Origin of the sequence: Paraburkholderia sp. GAS82 (assembly GCF_050436285.1) — a bacterium.
GTDB classification, from domain to species: Bacteria; Pseudomonadota; Gammaproteobacteria; order Burkholderiales; family Burkholderiaceae; genus Paraburkholderia; species Paraburkholderia phenazinium_B.
Genome location: NZ_JBNDLX010000008.1, coordinates 385198 through 398850 on the forward strand (window position 1 = coordinate 385198; position 13653 = coordinate 398850).

Sequence of the window (13653 nt, forward strand, 5' to 3'; positions counted from 1 at the left end):
ATTGTGCACAGCACCAATCCGGGGGCAGGGCTAATCGCCTGACCACTCGTCGTCGAGACCCTTGAGAATCTTGCCGATCGTCGCGCCGGAAAACCCCCGTGCGGCGAGGAAACGCGCTTGCCGCGCGCGTTCCGCGGGCGTTTCCGGAAGCTGACCGTATTTTTTGCTCCAGACGGCCTGGGCACGTGTGAGCTCGGTTTCGCGCAGCTGTGCGCTGGCTTCCTCGATGAGTGTCTGGCCAACCGCATGGCGCTTCAATTCACCGACGATCCGGCTGGCGCCAAGACGCGATGCGCGGCGATGGATCAGGCTTTCGGCAAAGCGCGAATCGGACAGCCAGCCCTCTTTCTCGAGTGAATCGAGCAAGGTATCGAGAGAATCGGCCTCTTCGACGAAGGGCATCAACTTGCGCGAGAGTTCGGCACGGCTGTATTCGCGGCGAGATAGATAGCCGAGTGCGCGACCCTTCAGGGAGCGGCCAGGGCCTTTTGATTTGGCGGCGCGGTCTTGATCGGAACCGGACTTATCCTGGGCTCCGCCTCGAGCCTCGCCCGGTGTGCGGCGTGAGCGGGTGTAGGTGGTTTCTGCGGGCGAACTGGCGGTGTCAGTGTTGCCGCTTGGCCCCGCCAGTGCTGAACCCCGCCGCGCGGAGGATGCGCGGCCAGAAGCTTGATCGTGCGCGTCGAAAGACTCGAACGGATCGAATGACGATTCGGGTGAACCCAGTGACCCGGTCAAGTCACTTGGGTCACCGTCGCGCGGGCCGTCCGCATCACGCCCTGCATTGGATACAGGTCGGCCCTTGCGTATCACGCGGCGATCACTCCTCTTCGCCTGCGAGTTCAGCGCCTGCGCCGGCAGCAACATCCGCCATCGCATTCACGCCCAGCGATTCACGGATGCGGTTCTCGATTTCGCGTGCGATCTCGGGATTTTCGCGCAGGAATTCGCGTGCATTGTCTTTACCCTGACCAATACGCTCGCCGTTGTAGCTATACCAGGCACCGGCCTTGTCGACGATCTTCGCGGACACACCCAGGTCGATCACTTCACCCTGACGCGAAATGCCTTCGCCGTACAGGATGTCGAAAATCGCTTCGCGGAACGGCGGCGCCACCTTGTTCTTGACGACCTTCACGCGCGTTTCGTTGCCGATCACTTCGTCGTTCTTCTTGATCGAGCCGATACGACGGATGTCCAGACGCACGGATGCATAGAACTTGAGCGCGTTACCGCCCGTGGTGGTTTCCGGATTGCCGAACATCACGCCGATCTTCATACGGATCTGGTTAATGAAGATGACGAGGCAGTTCGTGCGCTTGATCGTGCCGGTGAGCTTACGCAGCGCCTGCGACATCAGACGCGCCTGCAGACCCGGCAGCGAGTCGCCCATTTCGCCTTCGATTTCGGCCTTCGGCACGAGTGCCGCGACCGAGTCGATCACGATCATGTCGATCGAACCCGAGCGCACCAGTGCGTCCGCGATTTCCAGCGCCTGTTCGCCCGTATCCGGTTGCGAGACCAGCAGATCGTTCACGTTCACGCCGAGCTTGCCCGCGTACTGGATGTCCAGCGCGTGTTCCGCGTCGATAAATGCTGCCGTGCCGCCGAGCTTCTGCATTTCAGCGACCACTTGCAGCGTCAGCGTGGTTTTACCCGACGATTCCGGCCCGTAGATTTCGACCACCCGGCCACGCGGCAAACCGCCGACGCCCAATGCGATGTCGAGCCCGAGCGATCCCGTTGAGACCACCTGGATATCTTCGACTGCCTCGCCTGCGCCGAGCCGCATGACCGACCCTTTGCCGAACTGCTTTTCGATCTGCGCGAGCGCGGCAGCCAATGCCTTGCTCTTTTCAGCAGTCAGTCCAGCCGGGCCTTTCTTGCTTTCTTCCATGAATCGTCCTTTGCTATGATGAACGGCGTCTGAGGCAGGTGTGCGGCCCATTCATCACAGACAGCACACTAAACGCAGACACTGTATAAAAAAACAGTAGTTTTGGCAAGCACGATTCGCACATCGATGCATTTATGTGTGGTCAAACTGCACCAAACTACCCACAAAATCTTTGGAGACCGCTGTGCGCCGGGATTTCTACGGTGCCGGCAAGGCCAGGCTGGCGCATCATGCGAATTCTCATTGCCGAAGATGACAGCATACTCGCGGACGGTCTGATTCGATCACTCCGCCAATCGGCATACGCCGTTGATCATGTGAAGAACGGCGTCGAAGCGGATACCGCCTTGTCGATGCAAACTTTCGACCTCCTGATACTCGATCTGGGCCTGCCACGCATGTCCGGACTCGAAGTGCTGCGCCGTCTGCGGGCGCGCAATTCGAACCTGCCGGTGCTGATTTTGACCGCCGCCGACAGCGTCGACGAACGCGTCAAAGGCCTCGACCTCGGCGCCGACGACTACATGGCCAAACCGTTCGCCCTCAATGAACTCGAGGCCCGCGTGCGCGCACTGACGCGCCGCGGTGCAGGGGGTGGGCCGACGGTGGTACGGCACGGTTCGCTGTCGTTCGACCAGGTCGGGCGTATCGCCTATATCAACGAGCAGATCATCGAGCTGTCGGCACGCGAACTGGGCCTGCTCGAAGTGTTGCTGCAGCGGATCGGCCGGCTGGTATCGAAGGAGCAACTGGTCGATCATCTGTGCGAATGGGGCGAAGAGGTCAGCAATAACGCGATCGAAGTCTACGTGCACCGGCTGCGCAAAAAAATAGAGCCAAGCGGCGTGCGCATCCTCACCGTGCGCGGCCTTGGCTACTGCCTGGAGAAGGCCACCGCGGCAGTGGGGACAACAGGAACTCCCGAATCCAATACGCCCTCCTCGCCTGCATCCACCCAGATGCCCGCGAGCCACCCCTTCAAATAGAGAGCGCTCATGTCCGCACGCGCAGAGCGCGCCGCGGCGCCAGCGGTGGACCTCGACGACGAGGCGCGCGACGCCCGCTACGCGAACCCGTTCGCGCCACCCGACGAAACCGAAGCCGCCGCCGGGGCACGCCCGCGCTCGCTGTTCGGCGAGATCCTCGACTGGATGCTGGCGCCGTTGCTGCTGTTGTGGCCGATGAGCATTGCGGTCACTTACCTGGTCGCCAAATCGATCGCCAACGGCCCGTTCGACCGCGCGCTCGAAACCGATGCGTACGTGCTGGCCCGCCAGATTCATCCGGTGAACGGCGTGGCGGAGCTGTCCCTGCCCGCTGCGACGCGCGACTTCTTGAGCGCAGACAACGTCGATAAGGTCTTCTATCAGGTGCTGGGCACGCGCGGCGAGCTGGTGAGCGGCGATCGTGATATGCCGCTGCCGCACGAGGAAGACCGGCCGCCGCCGGGCCTCGTTGAATTCCGCGACGACGTGCTGCACGGCAACGACATCCGCGTCGCTTACACGACGGTCGAGTTCCCGCACACGCCGGGTGCGTTGCCGGTGCTCGTACAGGTGGGCGAGACGCTTGACAAACGCAGTCAGCTCGCCAACGACATCATCAAAGGCGTGATCCTGCCGCAGTTCGTGATCCTGCCGCTCGCGATCGTGCTCGTGTGGTTCGGACTCTCGCGCGGGCTCGCTCCGTTGCATGCGCTGCAGGCGCATATCCGCGCGCGGCGTCCCGACGACCTGTCGCCGCTCGAAGCGCGCCGCGCTCCGCCGGAGATCGAACCGCTGGTAACGTCGTTCAATGATCTGCTAACGCGCCTCGAACAGAATATGGAGCTGCAAAAGCGTTTTATCGCCGACGCCGCCCATCAGATGAAAACGCCGCTCGCCGGTCTACGCACTCAGGCCGAACTGGCGCTGCGCCAGGACGTGTCTGCGGAAGTCCACCGTTCCCTCGAGCAGATCGCTACCAGTTCCGAGCAGGCCGCGCGGCTCGTCACGCAATTGCTGGCGCTCGCGCGCGCGGAAAACCGGCTGTCGGGACAGATTTTTGCGCCGGTCGAGATCACCGAAGTCGCGCGCAATGCGGTGCGCGACTGGGTGCAGGCGGCACTCGCCAAACAGATGGATCTGGGCTACGAGGGACCGGACGAAGCCGTTGAAATAGACGGCAGCCTGCTGATGCTGCGCGAGATGCTGTCGAACCTGATCGACAACGCGATCCGTTACACGCCAGCCGGCGGCCGGATCACAGTGCGGGTGCGTCCAGACCCGGCATCCAGCCAGGTACACCTTGAGGTAGAGGACACCGGGCTTGGCATTCCAGCTGCCGAACGGGCGCGGGTGGTCGAACGCTTCTACCGGATCCTGGGCCGCGAGGGCGACGGCAGCGGACTCGGGCTGGCGATCGTGCGCGAGATCGTCACCATGCACGGCGGCACGCTAACGATCGACGATAACGTTTATCAAAGCACGCCGCGTCTCGCCGGAACACTTGTACGCGTCAGCTTGAGGGCGCGAGAAACGGCCCGGGACTTACCCTAACGGGGGCCAGACTAAACCGCCGAAAATTTGCAACATAGCGCCGTTTTAATCAACGATGACTGATAATTAGCTTTAATTTAACGACAGATACCAACATCCAACGCCATTCCTCCTCTAACACGATTTTGAGATGCCACGTCAGTAGGCCGTAAGTTTCCACTCCAATAATCCGAGACACGGGTACGCCTCGCGGGCGGACCGAGTACACATATCAATATTGGAGACGACATATGGCTACCGTTGGCGGGCAAATCTCCCACGTGCCGATGACGCACGAAGAGAAGCGGGTGATCTTCGCATCGTCGCTAGGCACTGTTTTCGAGTGGTACGACTTCTACCTTGCCGGTTCGCTGGCAGTCTTCATCAGCAAGAGCTTTTTCTCCGGGGTCAATCCCACAGCCGGCTTCATCTTCACGCTGCTTAGCTTCGCGGCAGGCTTCGCCGTGCGGCCGTTCGGTGCAATCGTGTTCGGCAGACTGGGCGACCTGGTCGGACGTAAATACACTTTCCTGATCACGATCGTGATCATGGGTCTGTCGACCTTCCTCGTTGGTCTGCTGCCGGGATATGCGGCGATCGGCATGGCTTCACCGGTGATTTTTATCGCTATGCGGTTGCTGCAAGGGTTGGCGCTCGGTGGCGAGTACGGCGGTGCTGCGACCTATGTCGCGGAACATGCTCCGGCCGGCCGTCGCGGCTTCTACACCGCATGGATCCAGACGACAGCCACGTTGGGCCTGTTCCTCTCTCTGCTCGTGATTCTCGGCGTGCGCACCTCGATCGGCGAAGACTCGTTCGGCGTCTGGGGATGGCGCGTGCCGTTCATCGCGTCGATCATCCTGCTGGGCGTGTCGGTGTGGATCCGGTTGCAACTGCACGAATCGCCGGTGTTCGCGCGCATCAAGGCCGAAGGCAAGACGTCCAAGGCGCCGCTGACCGAAGCGTTCGGCCAATGGAAGAACCTGAAGATCGTGATTCTCGCGCTCATCGGGCTGACCGCCGGCCAGGCCGTTGTCTGGTACACCGGACAGTTCTACACGCTGTTCTTCCTGACGCAGACGCTCAAGGTTGCCGGTCCGACCGCCAACATCCTGATCGCGCTGGCATTGCTGATCGGCACGCCGTTCTTCCTGTTCTTCGGCTCGCTGTCGGATAGGATTGGGCGCAAGCCGATCATCATGGCCGGCCTGCTGATCGCCGCGCTGACCTACTTCCCGCTGTTCAAGGCGTTGACGCACTTCACCAATCCGGCGCTCGAAGCCGCCACGCAGAAGTCGCCGATTGTGGTGATCGCCAACCCGGATGAGTGCTCGTTCCAGTTCAATCCGGTGGGCACGTCGAAGTTCACGTCCTCATGCGACATCGCGAAGAGCGCGCTGTCGAAGGCCGGCCTGAACTACGAGAACGTTGCGGCACCGGCGGGCACCGTCGCGCAGATCAAGGTGGGCGACACGGTGGTCAATACGTTCGACGGCAAAGCGCCGGATGCGAAGGAGCAAGGCAAAGCGTTCGACGAGACGCTCGGCTCGACGCTGAAGGCCGCCGGCTATCCGGCCAAGGCTGATCCTTCACAGATCAACTGGCCGATGAGCGTGGTGATCCTGACGATCATGATGATCTACGTGACGATGGTGTACGGGCCGATTGCGGCGATGCTGGTGGAGATGTTCCCCACGCGCATTCGTTACACGTCGATGTCGCTGCCGTATCACATCGGTAATGGCTGGTTCGGTGGCTTCCTGCCGGCTACGGCGTTTGCGATCGTCGCGGCGAAGGGAAATATTTACTCCGGGCTGTGGTATCCGATCGTGATCGCGCTCATTACCCTGGTGATCGGTCTGCTGTTCGTCAAGGAGACCAAGGACTCGGATATTTACGCGCAGGATTGAGGCTGGGGTTTCTGGGGCTGGGCCAGCCTTATTCAGGCTGGTTCGGGCCGGGTCGCGGGGTTTGACGCCGTGCCGCGGTGGGGGTTGACAGTCGCCGCGACCATCTTCATAATCTCGCTTCTTCTTTGGCGAATTAGCTCAGCCGGTTAGAGCGACGGAATCATAATCCGCAGGTCCGGGGTTCGAATCCCTGATTCGCCACCAGTTTTACTAAAGCCCCGACTCGTCGGGGCTTTTCGTTTTCCGCGTGGCGAAGCAACTCGAAAGCTCGAATTCTCATCAAGCTTTCGCCATGGCAATCACCCATCTCCGTTATCCTGCCTTCATCGCAGCCGGACACCAGCCCTGCGTACCGAATATCGGTAACATCGTACCGGCTTCCAGTACCCCCTCATCGAGCACAAACCTCCATAGCCTGCACCATCGCATCCTGCTCCATCGGATTCTGAAAAAACGCCTCGAGACTCACATGCTCCTCGTTGGAGACTTGCTGCAGGCATCGCGTATTGTTTGACCTAGCGCTCGACGGCGCCTTAACGACCGCCAACACGAACAACGCAAGTATCAACAGCATGTTGGCGATCCCCACCATCCATTGCCACCCCACCTCGGAAATGAGCCGCGCCCTCAGGGGCGCAGCCTGATCCATCACTTGTTCCTGAACGCTCTTATTCATTTCGCATTCCTATATAGTACGTCGCGACCGCTTTCACAATTTGACGTCAGTACCCCTACTTGGCCAGCGGCAACAAAATATCCAAAAGCCGCCGCAACCACCGCAAAGGTCTTCGCGTTAACAATCGCTTTCGCTCGACATACTCGCTCGTCAAAGTGACTTCCACCGGCCGGTCACCATCGGCGCTCAGCCAGATGCGCTCCCCGCGCGCGATCCGAATCACGTCGCCAACCTGCATCCAATAGTCGTGCGGGGAAAATATGCGCGTGAGCCATACACGCGAGCCGTATGCGCGGACCTCGCAGTCCGCGACGACCCGCCATGACACGGTCTGCCGTGGCACGAGACTCAGGTGAATCACCATCCGCGGCGCGTACGTCTCACGCACGGCATCATGATCGCCAGATAACTGGGAGCAATCGAACTGCGGGCTGGCGTGTTGCATGGTCATCTCCGTCGATTGAGCCGATTGACGGAGAAGCCACCAAAAGAAAAAGGCCCCATCCGTTTCCGGCGAGGCCTTGTGACTTGCGTTACTGCTTACTGGCTAACGCGCACACGCCCCCGATGATCTACCCCATACGGTGATCATTCGGTGTTTAATCGCGATGGCGATAAGGGCTGGCGTGTTCATGTCATGAAGTTTCTATTGCATGGAATAGCTTGTCAATCAAAAATTTTGACAATGTTGACATTAGCGCGACACGTCTTCCTGCCGTTTAAGCGAAGCGCATCGTCAGTCTAATGAGCGGTATCCGCACGCACCGTATCGACAACCGACAGCACCGCATTGATCACCAGATCAGGCCTGTGAAACTGGATGTAGTGGCTGGAGTCGTAGACCAGTTGATGCTGGCTTCTGGACGCCACGTCGCTTCATCATCCTGCATCTGCTTCCAGATCGCCCTGTCCTTGGCACCCTGCGCCGCACTTATCTTCATCTGCTGAAGTTCTTCTTCGGAGAACGGCTGCATGGCGGAGGAAACTCCTGGCGAGCTTGATGTCGCCGCAGAAACTCATAGGCGCTCCCCGTCACAACGATGAATGCGATCAGCACGGCAAACGCCGATGCAATACGGATAACCCATCGCTTCACAGTTGTCCCTTGTCGAACCCTGACGAGGGAGCAGCATGTTCCACGAAAATAGCGACGTCACGACGGCTTAGCTCACCACCTCGAGTTCAAATGGAAAGCGGATCTCAAACGTCGTCCCGCGCCCTTCGCGCGACTCGAAATGGATTTGTCCGTGCAACACGCGGCAAAGCTCCTTGACGATTGCGAGTCCCAGTCCTGTGCCAGGAATATCGTCACCGGCGGCGCGCTCAAATTCATCGAACACCCGGTCCGCATCCGAAGGCGCAATCCCGATACCCGTATCGGAGACACGAATGGACCAATGCCCGTCTCCCACGCGGGTCATGGCGAGTTCTATCTCACCGGCCGCCGTGTACTTGGTCGCATTCGACAGCAGGTTGAGTGCAACCTGTTTCAGCTTCAGGCGATTCGAAATCACCGGCGCCAGCGACGCGTCGAACGCGGTAAGCAGACGCAGGCGCTTTGCCTCGATAGCGGGTCTCGACGATATCACCAGTTCATCGAACAGCCCTCTCAAGTCGAATGGCTCGACGGCGAGCGGACTGCTATCCCCCAATACGACCGAGTACTCCACCATCTGGTCGACCAGTTGCTTCATATCCGCCGCCTGGCGATTGGCCAACGTCAACGCAGCTTCCGCCTTCGCAGGTGCCCGTTCGATCAGCGCCAGAGCAACCGAAAACGCGTTCAGAAAATTACGCAGGTCGTGCACAACGCTGCGGGTAATTTGCATCCGCGATTCATGCAGATCACTAACCAGCCGCTGATTGAACTTCAATTCGTGATTCGCGCGTTCAAGCTTGCCGGTGTATTCGTCGATTTTCCGGTCGCGTTCGTTGACCACCTCGCGTATCGACATCAAGGTGACGAGACTCAATGCCTCTGCAATCAGGCGACCCGCTCGTTTCTCATGGCGGCGCGTGAAGGCGCTTTCGGTCTCCGCGAACGCATCGAGAGCGTCGATCAGCGTCTGGTGAAACAGGTCGAGTTCGCGCACCAGTTCTTCGATCCGGTATCCCTGGCGCCAGCGCACCATGCCGTGCATTCGCGCGTCACGCTCGATTGCCGGCTCCACTTTCTCGAGATCTTCGGCTTCGAGGGCTAGACATAGCGCGTCGAGAATTTCCGGAAGGTGGTCGGCAAGCTGTTCATACGTCAGCTTGTCGGCTTCGACCAGATCGGCGTCGCCGAAGACCGCCTTCATCCATTGGTTGGTCAGGCGAAGCCGCTCGCGGCGAAGATAATTTGCGAACCCGCGCAGGGGCCCGGTAGGTGTATCGGTCATAACGGCCACTCAGTGAAGATCGTTTCTACAACAGGAATCTGCTTCTACCGGGTCAAACAGTTAAGGCGGTAAGCGCTGTGGCTCATCCGTACGACTTCCGCGCGGCTTTCGCGCCCGTGGCCGTCATCGCGCAACCGGTTACGGCGCGGGCGTTGACCGTCGACCTCGCAGCCTTGCGCCAACTGATCGCTCGCCCATTATGACGCACCGCAAACGATGGAACGACTTTTGCATGCGCTAATACGGCCCAACCCATGCTCACGAACCGGCAGTCGCGAATGCACTCAATCTTGCTTGTGGATGACGACCCGGACATGCTCGCCGCATGGCAGGCTATTCTGGTCCACGAAGGATACGCGGTATGTTGTGCGCGCAACGGTCTGGAAGCCCTCGATCACCTGAAAGTCAGCATCCCCGATCTCGTGATCACTGACTGGATGATGCCGCTGATGGGCGGTGCGGAGTTGTGCCGTCAATTAAAAGCCCACCCTGAGCTGGGGCATCTGCCTATTCTCGTCCATTCGGCCGCGCCGCCGCGTGCCGAAGAAGTACAGACCTGGAATGCCTGCCTGCAAAAGCCCGCTCCTATGCAAATGTTTCTGACTACTGTCGAGGGGCTATGTAAGGGTGACCGATCTTGATGTGGCATGCGGCTTGCTGCTCGTCGACAGTCAACGTTTTAAAGGCGGTCGAAATTGTCCCAACTCCACTCTCCGTGCCAAACCTGGAGCGCTCGCAAGCTTCGTCTCCTGAACGCCGTACCACGTGTGCTGGTGGTCGACGATAACCCTGAAGCGGCCGAGGCCCTCGCCGTCTATCTGTCGTACGAAGGTGTGGAAACACGTACTGCCAATGGTTGTGGAGAAGCGTTGCGCTGCGTAAAGGACTGGGTTCCCGACGTAGTCGTGCTCGACATCATGATGCCGGAGCGCGACGGTTTTGAAACCGCCGAGGCGTTACGCACGTATCTGCCGACGACCAACCTCGGGATCGTGGCTTTTACCTCGCTTGACGACGACCATGTCCGCGAAACGGGAAAAGCGCGCCACAACTTCGATGGCTACTGCCGCAAAGGTACGGCCCCGGTGGCGCTGCTCGCATTGATGCAAAAGCTTTGGCGCTAAGCCATTTCATGAGAACCAGACCTTAATACATGGCGCAAGCAAAACAGATCCTTCTCGTTGACGACCAGGCAGACGCAATCGACGCCCTGGCCATGCTGCTCGAGCTGGACGGGCACGGCGTCCGCACTGCGTACAGCGGCGCGGACGCATTGGCCGTGGTTGAAACGTTTATCCCCGACGTGGCTTTGATCGACGTCTCCATGCCGGACATGAGCGGCATGCATCTCGTGCAGCTGCTGCGCAGCAACCCGGCGTTAGCGAACACGCGGCTGATCGCGCTCACCGGATACGCCGGCGACGCGGACAAGAAAAAAGCCGCCGAAGCGGGCTTTGACGCACACGTGACCAAGCCCGTGTCGATGGACCAGCTGACGCGCCTCGTCGCAGAAGCAGGCGGGGATCGCCCGGCAACCTAGGCGCCGCCCGGGCGGCATGGTTGTTGCGGAAAAGCAGAAGACTCCTGACTTTTTCGACCTATGTCTACCATCCTCCTCGTCGACGATGACGTCGATTCGCTCTGGCTGCTTCAACTGGCGCTCGAGGGACACGGCCACCACGTGATCCTCGCGGAGGACGGCAAAGCGGCGCTGGACAAGGCGAGCCGATGCCTCCCCGATTTGATCGTGACAGACTGGAACATGCCGGGCACGGATGGCGTCGAACTGTGCCGACGGCTAAAGTTTTATCCGGCGCTCGCCCAGATTCCGGTTGTGATGTCGTCGGGGCAGACTCCACCCGCGGAAAAATCGGCGTTATGGACTGTGTTTCTTCCAAAGCCAGTTGAACTGAATACGCTTGAGTCGACCATCGATACGTTATTGGCGAAGCGTCTTGCGAGCCCTCACCACGCCACGACTATCGCAGCGCCGGCACCTTCGCGCTGGCAGCCGGCACCAAGGAAACTCTGGAATTGACGTGGCGACTCCGGTCTGGATCCGGATCGCGAGCGCCTGATGGATGGGATCAGGAGCGTCTTTCGATGCTCGCCTACCGGTCCACGATCCGGCTGAGATTGCCACGCACCCGCTGCAGCAGCGCAATGAACTGTCTGGCCTCCTCATCGCTGAAGCCGCTCAGGCCCTCCGCCGCCACTTCGTCGCCCACCTTGCGGGCCTTGCCGAGCGCCCGCTCCGCCTTGGGCGTCATCCGTACCTGACGCTCGCGGCGATCCTCGGGATTGCTCCAGCGCTCGATCCAGCCACCCTCTTCCATGCGGTCCAGCAGGCGTCCGGCTGAGATCGGCGCGACTTCGAGCAGATCCGCAAGGCGCGCCTGGTTGACGTCGCCATAGTGCGCGAGATACGCGAGGGCGCGGGCTTGCGCGCGGGTCAGATCGACAGTCGACTTGGCGAGGTCGTCGAAGCGCTTGCCGCACAGGCGGCCAACGTCCGAAATCAAGAAGCCGAAACGCTCTTCGAATTGGGCTTTTTCCATCGCGCGATTATACGAAAGCAGGAGCTAAACGGGCGGCGAACAGCAGTCCGGTACCGGGCTATAGACGGCCGTCCTCGTACTGTTCCTGGTAGTCGCGTAGTGTGTGCTCCATTATACTAAGCATGCTTACTATCTTTCTCCGCATAGCCCAATCGTCCGTCCATGTCTGCAGAAACCTCGTCAGGGAGCAGTACCGCCGCGCTTAACCGGCCCATGATCACCGTCTCGATCATGCTCGCCACCCTGATGCAGACGCTCGACAGCACCATTGCCAACGTGGCGCTGCCGCACATGCAGGGCACGCTGTCCGCCTCGCAGGACGAAATCACGTGGGTGCTGACCTCGTACATCGTCGCCGCCGCCATTGCCACGCCGCTGACCGGCTGGCTGTCCGACCGGTTCAGCGTCAAACGGCTACTGGCCTTTTCCATCGCGGGCTTCACGATCGCCTCGGCGTTGTGCGGCATGTCGGAAACGCTGACCGAGATCGTCGCCTCGCGCCTGCTACAAGGCATTTTCGGGGCGTCGCTGGTGCCGCTGTCGCAGTCGATCCTGCTCGACATCAATCCGCGCGAGAAGCAAGGTCAGGCGATGGCGGTGTGGGGCATGGGCGTGATGGTCGGTCCGATTCTCGGGCCGACGCTCGGCGGTTGGCTGACCGACAGCTATAACTGGCGCTGGGTTTTCTTCATCAACCTGCCGATCGGCGCTTTCGCGCTGTTCGGCGTCCTGACGTTTCTGCCGAGCAAGGAACCCCGCCACGACGTGAAGTTCGACGCCTTCGGCTTCGCGACACTCGCGCTTGCGATCGGTGCACTGCAGGCGATGCTCGATCGGGGCGAGCAACTCGACTGGTTCGGCTCGAATGAAATCGTCACTGAGGCGTTGCTTGCGTCCATCAGTTTTGCGTTCTTTCTGGTGCACACGACGACAGTCGGCAAGACATCGTTCTTCAAGTCCGAGTTGCTGAAAGACCCCAATTTCGCCACCGGCACGTTCTTTATCTTCGTGATCGGCGCGGTGATGTATGCCACGCGCGCGCTGCTGCCGCCGATGTTGCAGACGCTCATGAACTATCCGGTCGCGACGACCGGCCTGGTCACGGCGCCGAGCGGCGCTGGCACGATGATCGCCATGCTGTTTGCGGGGCGTCTGCTCAAACGGATCGACGCGCGCCTGCTGCTGCTCTCAGGATTCCTCATTTCTGCGTTCGCGCTGTGGCAGATGATGCACTACACGATCGTGCTCTCCGCGTCGGATATCGTATGGCCGGGCGTCATTCAGGGATTCGGGCTCGGTCTCGTTTTCGTGCCGCTGAGCGCGCTGACGTTTTCCACTCTCACGCCACAACTGCGCGCAGATGGCACAGCCACGTATAGCCTGATGCGCAATATCGGCAGCAGTATCGGCATTTCGATCGTGCAGACGTTAATGACGCGCGGTACGCAAGTCGCGCATTCGGATCTCGCCGCGAACGTCAACCTCTTCAATCCACTCATGCGACCGATGCTCGAAAGCGGATCGGCGTACGACCTCGCGGCGATGAACGTTTCAATCACGCAGCAAGCGGCGATGATCGCGTATCTGAACGATTTCAAGCTGATGTTCGTGGCGACGCTGCTGGTCGTTCCACTGTTGCTGCTGATTCGGCCGGCGCGCAAGGTGCCGGATGCGACGGTGGCGCACGCGGCGATGGATTGACGCGAGCCCGCGGT

Annotated in this window: 15 protein-coding genes and 1 tRNA gene; 9 read left to right on the forward strand and 7 right to left on the reverse strand. The window is 60.3% G+C overall.

The annotated features are described in order from the left end of the window. Positions 1 to 30 precede the first annotated feature (30 nt). Together recX and recA are read right to left on the reverse strand one after the other, a co-directional pair. Complete coding sequence (recX, locus tag P3T17_RS25785; RefSeq protein WP_429409334.1) at positions 31 to 813, reverse strand: recombination regulator RecX; 783 nt, start codon at positions 811 to 813, stop codon at positions 31 to 33. Positions 814 to 820: 7 nt separating this feature from the next. Beyond that, positions 821 to 1897 (reverse strand): recombinase RecA, encoded by a 1077-nt coding sequence (gene recA, locus P3T17_RS25790; protein WP_074263438.1) that lies wholly within the window; start codon positions 1895 to 1897, stop codon positions 821 to 823. 230 nt (positions 1898 to 2127) lie between these two features. Between recA and P3T17_RS25795 the strand changes: the two genes are divergently transcribed. From P3T17_RS25795 to P3T17_RS25810, 4 genes are all read left to right on the forward strand, one after another. Beyond that, positions 2128 to 2883: a response regulator gene (locus P3T17_RS25795; RefSeq protein ID WP_429409335.1), complete on the forward strand. Its 756-nt coding sequence runs from the start codon at positions 2128 to 2130 to the stop codon at positions 2881 to 2883. A gap of 9 nt (positions 2884 to 2892) precedes the next feature. Beyond that, complete coding sequence (locus P3T17_RS25800; RefSeq protein WP_074263436.1) at positions 2893 to 4434, forward strand: sensor histidine kinase; 1542 nt, start codon at positions 2893 to 2895, stop codon at positions 4432 to 4434. Between the two features lie 230 nt (positions 4435 to 4664). Further along, a complete protein-coding gene (locus P3T17_RS25805; protein ID WP_074263435.1) occupies positions 4665 to 6323 on the forward strand; it encodes an MFS transporter in 1659 nt (552 codons plus the stop codon). A gap of 127 nt (positions 6324 to 6450) precedes the next feature. Next, positions 6451 to 6527 (forward strand) — tRNA-Met (locus P3T17_RS25810). Between the two features lie 187 nt (positions 6528 to 6714). Here P3T17_RS25810 and P3T17_RS25815 read toward each other — a convergent pair. The 4 genes from P3T17_RS25815 to P3T17_RS25830 all read right to left on the reverse strand — a co-directional run bounded on the left by P3T17_RS25815 (position 6715) and on the right by P3T17_RS25830 (position 9380). Then, positions 6715 to 6999 (reverse strand): hypothetical protein, encoded by a 285-nt coding sequence (locus P3T17_RS25815; protein WP_429409336.1) that lies wholly within the window; start codon positions 6997 to 6999, stop codon positions 6715 to 6717. Positions 7000 to 7054: 55 nt separating this feature from the next. Beyond that, positions 7055 to 7444: a DUF2917 domain-containing protein gene (locus P3T17_RS25820; RefSeq protein WP_429409337.1), complete on the reverse strand. Its 390-nt coding sequence runs from the start codon at positions 7442 to 7444 to the stop codon at positions 7055 to 7057. Between the two features lie 296 nt (positions 7445 to 7740). Further along, the gene (locus P3T17_RS25825) at positions 7741 to 7869 is read right to left on the reverse strand and encodes a hypothetical protein (protein ID WP_429409338.1); all 129 of its coding nucleotides are present in this window, start codon (positions 7867 to 7869) and stop codon (positions 7741 to 7743) included. A gap of 293 nt (positions 7870 to 8162) precedes the next feature. Further along, positions 8163 to 9380: a sensor histidine kinase gene (locus P3T17_RS25830; RefSeq protein ID WP_074263431.1), complete on the reverse strand. Its 1218-nt coding sequence runs from the start codon at positions 9378 to 9380 to the stop codon at positions 8163 to 8165. Between the two features lie 278 nt (positions 9381 to 9658). Here P3T17_RS25830 and P3T17_RS25835 point away from each other — a divergent pair, with 278 nt between their 5' ends. From P3T17_RS25835 to P3T17_RS25850, 4 genes are read left to right on the forward strand one after another with little or no spacing between them, the layout of a single operon-like run. Next, positions 9659 to 10021 carry a response regulator gene (locus P3T17_RS25835; RefSeq protein WP_429409339.1) on the forward strand — a complete coding sequence of 121 codons (363 nt, stop codon included), beginning with the start codon at positions 9659 to 9661 and terminating at the stop codon, positions 10019 to 10021. A gap of 54 nt (positions 10022 to 10075) precedes the next feature. Then, complete coding sequence (locus tag P3T17_RS25840) at positions 10076 to 10504, forward strand: response regulator (protein WP_074263430.1); 429 nt, start codon at positions 10076 to 10078, stop codon at positions 10502 to 10504. A 29-nt stretch (positions 10505 to 10533) separates the two neighbouring features. Continuing rightward, positions 10534 to 10920 carry a response regulator gene (locus P3T17_RS25845; RefSeq protein ID WP_429409340.1) on the forward strand — a complete coding sequence of 129 codons (387 nt, stop codon included), beginning with the start codon at positions 10534 to 10536 and terminating at the stop codon, positions 10918 to 10920. Positions 10921 to 10980: 60 nt separating this feature from the next. Beyond that, entirely contained in the window at positions 10981 to 11418 is a 438-nt protein-coding gene (locus P3T17_RS25850) for a response regulator (RefSeq protein ID WP_074263428.1), read from the forward strand. A gap of 73 nt (positions 11419 to 11491) precedes the next feature. Here P3T17_RS25850 and P3T17_RS25855 read toward each other — a convergent pair whose 3' ends face one another. Continuing rightward, entirely contained in the window at positions 11492 to 11938 is a 447-nt protein-coding gene (locus P3T17_RS25855) for a MarR family winged helix-turn-helix transcriptional regulator (RefSeq protein ID WP_429409341.1), read from the reverse strand. 213 nt (positions 11939 to 12151) lie between these two features. Between P3T17_RS25855 and P3T17_RS25860 the strand changes: the two genes are divergently transcribed. Beyond that, on the forward strand, positions 12152 to 13639 hold the full coding sequence (locus P3T17_RS25860; RefSeq protein ID WP_429286979.1) for a DHA2 family efflux MFS transporter permease subunit: 1488 nt from the start codon (positions 12152 to 12154) through the stop codon (positions 13637 to 13639). Positions 13640 to 13653 lie beyond the last annotated feature (14 nt).

Excerpts from the sequence above, each read along its gene's own strand:
- P3T17_RS25860 (WP_429286979.1), top strand. The coding sequence starts at position 12,152 with ATGATCACCGTCTCGATCATGCTCGCCACCCTGATGCAGACGCTCGAC.
- P3T17_RS25835 (WP_429409339.1), top strand. The coding sequence starts at position 9,659 with ATGCACTCAATCTTGCTTGTGGATGACGACCCGGACATGCTCGCCGCA.
- P3T17_RS25820 (WP_429409337.1), bottom strand. The coding sequence starts at position 7,444 with ATGCAACACGCCAGCCCGCAGTTCGATTGCTCCCAGTTATCTGGCGAT.
- P3T17_RS25795 (WP_429409335.1), top strand. The coding sequence starts at position 2,128 with ATGCGAATTCTCATTGCCGAAGATGACAGCATACTCGCGGACGGTCTG.
- P3T17_RS25805 (WP_074263435.1), top strand. The coding sequence starts at position 4,665 with ATGGCTACCGTTGGCGGGCAAATCTCCCACGTGCCGATGACGCACGAA.
- P3T17_RS25830 (WP_074263431.1), bottom strand. The coding sequence starts at position 9,380 with ATGACCGATACACCTACCGGGCCCCTGCGCGGGTTCGCAAATTATCTT.
- P3T17_RS25815 (WP_429409336.1), bottom strand. The coding sequence starts at position 6,999 with ATGAATAAGAGCGTTCAGGAACAAGTGATGGATCAGGCTGCGCCCCTG.
- P3T17_RS25800 (WP_074263436.1), top strand. The coding sequence starts at position 2,893 with ATGTCCGCACGCGCAGAGCGCGCCGCGGCGCCAGCGGTGGACCTCGAC.
- P3T17_RS25850 (WP_074263428.1), top strand. The coding sequence starts at position 10,981 with ATGTCTACCATCCTCCTCGTCGACGATGACGTCGATTCGCTCTGGCTG.
- P3T17_RS25855 (WP_429409341.1), bottom strand. The coding sequence starts at position 11,938 with ATGGAAAAAGCCCAATTCGAAGAGCGTTTCGGCTTCTTGATTTCGGAC.
- recA (WP_074263438.1), bottom strand. The coding sequence starts at position 1,897 with ATGGAAGAAAGCAAGAAAGGCCCGGCTGGACTGACTGCTGAAAAGAGC.
- P3T17_RS25845 (WP_429409340.1), top strand. The coding sequence starts at position 10,534 with ATGGCGCAAGCAAAACAGATCCTTCTCGTTGACGACCAGGCAGACGCA.